General features: G+C 68.9%; 7 protein-coding genes. 4 read left to right on the top strand and 3 right to left on the bottom strand.

Annotated elements, in window-relative coordinates; translation table 11 throughout:
• The coding region (locus tag G6019_RS05060; RefSeq protein ID WP_241725881.1) for an amidase family protein at nucleotides 1-570 on the top strand (570 nt) is incomplete at its 5' end.
• A 23-nt stretch (nucleotides 571-593) separates the two neighbouring features.
• Here the strand turns inward: G6019_RS05060 and G6019_RS05065 are convergent.
• The 3 genes from G6019_RS05065 to G6019_RS05075 form a co-directional block, all read right to left on the bottom strand.
• Nucleotides 594-830 (bottom strand): DUF1059 domain-containing protein, encoded by a 237-nt coding sequence (locus tag G6019_RS05065; RefSeq protein ID WP_107755669.1) that lies wholly within the window; start codon nucleotides 828-830, stop codon nucleotides 594-596.
• A 140-nt stretch (nucleotides 831-970) separates the two neighbouring features.
• Nucleotides 971-1,831 carry a sigma-70 family RNA polymerase sigma factor gene (locus G6019_RS05070; RefSeq protein WP_107755668.1) on the bottom strand — a complete coding sequence of 287 codons (861 nt, stop codon included), beginning with the start codon at nucleotides 1,829-1,831 and terminating at the stop codon, nucleotides 971-973.
• A gap of 7 nt (nucleotides 1,832-1,838) precedes the next feature.
• Complete coding sequence (locus tag G6019_RS05075; protein WP_182613585.1) at nucleotides 1,839-3,389, bottom strand: acyl-CoA synthetase; 1,551 nt, start codon at nucleotides 3,387-3,389, stop codon at nucleotides 1,839-1,841.
• Nucleotides 3,390-3,683: 294 nt separating this feature from the next.
• Between G6019_RS05075 and G6019_RS05080 the strand changes: the two genes are divergently transcribed.
• The 3 genes from G6019_RS05080 to G6019_RS05090 all read left to right on the top strand — a co-directional run.
• Nucleotides 3,684-4,010: a YrhK family protein gene (locus G6019_RS05080; protein ID WP_182613584.1), complete on the top strand. Its 327-nt coding sequence runs from the start codon at nucleotides 3,684-3,686 to the stop codon at nucleotides 4,008-4,010.
• Between the two features lie 468 nt (nucleotides 4,011-4,478).
• Nucleotides 4,479-5,360, top strand: a complete 882-nt coding sequence (locus tag G6019_RS05085) for a manganese catalase family protein (protein WP_182613583.1) — start codon at nucleotides 4,479-4,481, stop codon at nucleotides 5,358-5,360.
• Nucleotides 5,361-5,550: 190 nt separating this feature from the next.
• A partial coding sequence (locus G6019_RS05090; RefSeq protein ID WP_182627148.1) for a hemerythrin domain-containing protein occupies nucleotides 5,551-6,120 on the top strand: 570 nt, incomplete at its 3' end.

The following is a 6,120-nucleotide window of genomic DNA, read 5'->3' on the forward strand; positions in this document are numbered from 1 at the left end:
GATGCGCTCCGGGCCCGCGATCTCGTCGTCGTCGAGACCTCCCTGCCGTCCCCCCGTGACCCGGTGCTCTACCTGGCGCGGTGGACCTCTGCGGTCGCGCGCGCGGCGGAGGAGGAGAACCTTCCACTGTCCGCGATGGAGCGCCGCACCCGGCACCACGCCCTGCTCGGTCGGACCGTGTTCCGCCGCGGTGGGGCGGGCGACGGGGACACGAGGTGGAACCGGGCGACCGAGGCGCTGCGGACCGAGGTCGAGCGCGCGATGGACACCGCCGGCGTCGACGTGTGGCTCACCCCGGCACTGGCCGACCTGCCGCCCGAGGCGACCGACTGGCACCAGCGATCCTGGGGGCGCTCACTGTGGGCGTCGATGAGGTTCTCGCCGTTCACCCCACTGGCCAACGTGCTGGGCTGGCCCGCGATGACCGTCCCCTGCGGTCGCACCGCGACCCCGGCCGGCCGGGTCCTGCCGACCTCGGTCCAGCTCGTCGGTCGGCCCGGTTCCGAACCGACACTGCTCTCGTTGGCTGCTGCGATCGAGAGTGCTGGCACGATCGACAGTGCTGGCTGAACGGGGACGAGCCCGGGTCCGCGTCAGTCCTCCGGCAGCTCGGCGAAACGCTTCTTGACGTCGTTGTACCACCCGAGGGCCTGACGGGGCCGCATCCACCGCCCCTTCATCTCCTTGCGCGCAGGCCCGTGCGCCTCGTCCCCCGCTTTGACGAGTTCCTTCAGGTGGGCGTCCTGGGCGTTGATCACATCGTCCGCGGTCTCTCCGGAATGGGCGAGGTCGCAGGGGCCTCCGAGGTCTCTGCAGGTCATGGTCTTCATGGTGTGTCCTCCCGTGTCCGGGTGGCGCGGTGTGCGCTCCCCACCATGATGACGAGCGGCGGCCCGGAGATGTGACCGTCCCCTGGCAGGCGAGGTGACCTGCACACCTGCACTGACGGCGAGGTGCTCTACCCCGGAGGTCAGCGCCTGTCGCCGTCCCGCCGGCGGTCGATCGTCTCCAGTGCCTCGGGTCGGGCCCGGAAGTCGATGCGGGTGACCATGCCGCCCGTGACACGGAAGTCAAAGGCCACCCGGGCGACACCGCGGTCGAACCACGCCGCCCCCGGTCGGTCGTGGACGAAGACCGGCAGAGCGGCGGCCGCGGCACCGTTGAAGAACTCCGCCACCGCATCGCGGCCCTCGATCCGCGCGGGGGTCCCCAGGCCCACGGCGACCGGGTCACCCGCCACCACCACGTCCGGCGCGAGGAGTTCGAGGAGTCGGGAGAACTCCCCGTCGCGGGCGGCGGCGAGGAAGGCGTCAACGACCCGCCAGTCCGCTGTGCCCTGATACCCCGGCGAAGCGCCCGAGGACGCACCCGCCGGCCCCCGGACCTTGGACCGCGCCCTGGAGGCGTGCTTGCGGGCGGCGGCCGGGGTGCAGTCCAGGATTCCGGCGATGGCGGCGAAGTCGACACCGAACGAATCGTGCAGGACCAACGCCACCCGCTCGGCCGGGGTGAGCCGGTCGAGCACCAGGTGAAGCGCCGATCCCACCGAGTCGGCCAGGACAGCCTCGTCGGCCGGGTCGGGATCGACTCCCGGACGGTCGAGCGGTTCACCGGGCGCCGGCACCGCCGCCTTGAGACGGTCCAGGCACACCCTGGTGACCACGGTGGTGAGCCATCCCGGCAGGTTGTCGACGGCGGAGACGTCAGCCCTCGCCAGTCGGAGCCACGCCTGTTGGACCGCGTCCTCGGCCTCGGCCGGATCACCGAGGACGCGTGTGGCGATCCGGGTGAGTCTGGGCCGCTCGCGCTCGAACTCCTCGGTCAGGTCCATCGACAGCTCAGGCCGGGGACCCGCTGGTGTAGCGGTCCAGGATCCGACGCTTGACCAGCTTCCCGGTGGGGGTGCGGGGCAGCTCGTCGACGAAGTCCACCGCGCGCGGGATCTTGAAGTCCGACACGTGGCCACGGAGAGATCCGAGGATCTCGTCAGCCAGGCCCGGGTCGCCGGCGCGGTCGGGGGCGGGCGCCACCACGGCGTGGACCCGCTCCCCCATCTCCTCGTCGGGGATCCCGATCACGGCGACGTCGTCGACCGCGGGGTGCAGTGCGAGGGCGTTCTCGATCTCCTGCGGGTAGATGTTCACCCCGCCGGAGATGATGGTGAACGCCTTGCGGTCGGTGAGGTAGAGGAAGCGGTCGGAATCCAGGTATCCCACGTCGCCGAAGGTGGACCAGTTCGAGTGCTCGGGGTGGAAGACGGACGCGGTCTTGTCCGGATCGCCGTGGTAGGAGAAGGTGCCCTCGTCCTGCTGCCAGTAAATGGTGCCGATCTCACCGATGGGGAGCTCGCGGCCCTCCTCGTCGCAGATGTGCGCGATGCCCTTGAGCCCGTCGCGCCCCACCGATCCGGGCCGCTCGAGTGCCTCCTGCGAGTTGATGAACGTGATCCCCATCCCCTCGGTGGCGGAGTAGTACTCGTGGATCACCGGTCCCCACCACTCGATCATCCGGCGTTTGACCTCGGGCGGACACGGCGCGGCGGCGTGGATGGCGTGGGTCATGCTGGACAGGTCGTAGCGCTGCCGCGTCTCCTCGGGCAGCTTGAGCATGCGCACGAACATCGTCGGTACCCACTGCGAGTGGGTCACGCGGTACTCCTCGATGAGGCGCAGTGACTCCTCGGCGTCGAAGCGGTCCATGAGGATCACGGTCCCGCCGACCGAGTTGACCACACCGCAGAACCTCAGCGGGGCCGCGTGGTAGAGCGGCGCGGGACACAGGTACACGCTGTCGGCGTCGAAGGCGTAGAGGAAGCTGAACACCGGGGTGTAGACGTCGGGCACCTCGTCGATCTGCCCCTCCGGCGGGTCCACGCGGACGCCCTTGGGTCGGCCGGTGGTGCCGGAGGAGTAGAGGAAGTCGTGGCCACGGGGCTGGTCGGCGGGCGGATCGGTGGGCTTGTCGGCCAGCAGCGCACGGTAGTCCGCGAACCCGTCGAGTGTTCCGCCGAACACCACCCGATGTTCGACGCCCGGGTGCGCGTCCGGGGACAGATCCACGTGGTCGGCCACCGGGGCGGAGACGACGAGGGCGCGGGCCCCGCAGTCGCCGATGATGTAGGACGACTCGTCGGCCGTGAGGTGATGGTTGATGGCCGCGATGTAGAGCCCGGTCCGCAACGCGGCCCAGTAGATCTCGACCATCTCGAGGGTGTTGTCCGACACCACGGCGATGGTGTCACCGGGGCGCAACCCCCAGTCGCCGGACAGCACGTGCGCGAACTGGGCCGACCTGGCCTCGAGCTCGGCGTAGGTGACCTGCTCGCCCGTCGCGGGGCGGATCACGGCGGGCTTGTCGGGCGTGGTGGCGGCGAAGGTTCCCGGGAACATGCTCCGGAGCATATATCCCACATGTGATCCGGATCACGCTATCGGGCGATCCGGATCAGCGCGACGAACGCGCGCCTTCGGGGCCGTCACTTCTGCGGGCAGCCCTCACCCCGGCACCGGGAATCCTCTCATCCATTCCGAGTGACGGGATCGGCTTCGGTAGTGACCTCCAGGTGCCCGGCGTAGCGTCGCAGGCGCCCACGAGGCGGAATCGACGCGACCGCGCGCGGTCCGCCCGCCGCCGCGATCGCGTGGTCGACGGCCACACCCACTCACTCCGAGGTCGCGCGTTTCATGAATGCCACTCCTCACACGAGCACCCCATCGACGACCGCCTCCGGATCCGACTGGTCACTGCGGCTTCCCCTCGGGGACGACGAGGTGGTCATCAACGATCGTTACGAGACACTGTCGATCGCCAACGACGTGCTCATAGCGCTGTTCTTCCTCGTCGGCAGCGTCCTGTTCCTCTCCGACTCCACCCAGACCATCGGCACCTGGCTGTTCATTCTCGGTTCAGTGGAGTTCTTGGCACGGCCCGCCATTCGTCTCGCACGCCGGATCCACCTCAGGCGGATCGGCGAGACCACGGGTAGCCGCGGCGCTGACCACGACTACTGAGCCGAGGCTCTGCTGATGTCGGGACCCAGAACGTCTGCCCGGCCCCGATCGATGGCAGACCGGCGCACTCGGACCCGGTTTGGCGGGCAGGTCAGTCTGAGCGCTTCTCGGCATACTGATCTCTCCTGCACGCCCTCGGAAAGAACGTAATGCGATTGACGGGCAGTGACCCTCATATTCCCGCGGGTGCCTCACTCGTCACCGCGACAAGAGACCGTGGAACCGGGGCACGATAATCGGACGCGCCCTGTCGAGGCCGAGAAGTTCGATCACCGCCGCGGACGCCATGTGGCCGACCATGCCGAACTTCCGTCGGAGAAATCGCCGTGAACAGCATGCATGCCACTCCAGTGCAGCGACCCGGGGGAGCGTGCGGTAGCCATGCCCGTGTGCCGCGCCTACCGTGGCGCTCACTGGATTTATTCGTCGAGATTCGATGAATTCAACGTGTCCAGTGCGGGAGTTCCCATGTTTTATCACAAGCAGAAATTGCAATTTCAGTCAAAGCCCGAGAAGCCCGATGCCGTGTATGCACGCAAGCTCCAGGAGGTCATCGGCGGTCAGTACGGCGAGATCACCGTGGCCATGCAGTACAGCTTCCAGGCGTGGAACGCCCACATCCCCGGAAAGTACCGAGACCTGCTCTTCAGCACCGCGACCGAGGAGTTCGGCCACGTCGAGATGCTCGCGACGATGGTCGCCCAACTGCTCGAGAAGGCCCCACTGGGGATCACCGATCACGCCGTTCAGAACGATCCGGCGGTGGCAGCTGTGGTCGGCGGCACCGACGTCCAGCACGGCATCCTCGCCGGCGCCGGGGCCCGGCCCGTCGACTCGATGGGCAACCCCTGGTCCGGGGCGTTCGTCACCGCGAGCGGCAATCTCCTGGCGGACATGTACGCCAACGTCAACGCCGAGTCGCAGGGGCGCGTCGCGGTCGCCCGGCTCTACCACATGACCGACGACCCGGGCATCCGGGAGCTGCTGTCGTTCCTGCTCGCCCGCGACACGATGCACCAGAACCAGTGGCTCGCGGCGATCAACGACCTCAAGGCCGAGGGCCTCGAGGAGTTGCCCGTGCCCTCGAACTTCCCCAAGTCCAAGGAGGCCGGAGAGCACGCGTACACGCTGTACAACTTCTCCGACGGGGCGACCGCCGCCGACGGTTCCTGGGCGTCCGGTCCCACGCCGGACGGCCACGGCGAGTTCTCGTACTCGGATGAGCCGCTCGAAGGCCCGCCGATGCCGCCCCCGACCCATCCGGATGCCCGCTTCTACGGCACGACAGAGCTGCCGAACACCGTGGAGAAGGTGGCGGGCACCGTCCAGGACACGCTCAACAAGGAGTGAGATCCACCCTCGGACCACCCCGGCACGCCTCATCGCGCAGGAAGCCATCGTGTGAGCGACGCACCTACTGAGTCGATCTGCGCGCGCGACGGGGTCGCGGGGGATCTCCCCCGGCCCCGTCTCCCATTCCACCGCAGCCACGTTGGCCGCGACCCCCTCACCGACCCCCTCTAGAGAAACGAGAGCGAACGTGACATCGATCGCCGACCAGACGACGACCCAGCTCGGCGGCCGCCTGAGTGTCCTGAGCCGCCAGAAGCTCGACCACGTCACACTGGACCGTCTCCTGCACCAACTCGAGCACGCCGATGCCCGGGAAGAACGACAGGTACTTCTCCGCGTGTACCGCCTGGTGTTCCCCCACGCGTTCGCCGAGGAGGCCGTGCTGTGGCCCGTGCTTCGCCGGGTCCTCCCGGACGGGCACGACCTGACCCTCGAGGTGGAACAGGAGCATCAGGAGGTCAACGAGCTGGTCGTCCGACTCGAGAACCTGCCCGCGGATGATCCTGCGAGGCCCGACCTCCTGGCGCGGTTCGTCGAGGTGCTCCGCGACGACGTCCGCGACGAGGAGGACGAACTGCTGCCCCGGCTCCAGGAGCGCCTGAGCCACGGGCGACTCACCGCGCTCGGCCTGGCCTGGGAAGTGGTCCGCCGTACCGCCCCCACACGAGCTCACCCGGTCGTCGCGCGCCGCCCGCCGGGCAACGTCGCCGCAGCACTGCCGCTGACCGTCATCGATCGCCTGCGCGACGCCCTCGAG

The sequence above is a fragment of the Dietzia sp. DQ12-76 genome, assembly GCF_014145045.1.
In the GTDB taxonomy this organism is placed as follows: domain Bacteria; phylum Actinomycetota; class Actinomycetes; order Mycobacteriales; family Mycobacteriaceae; genus Dietzia.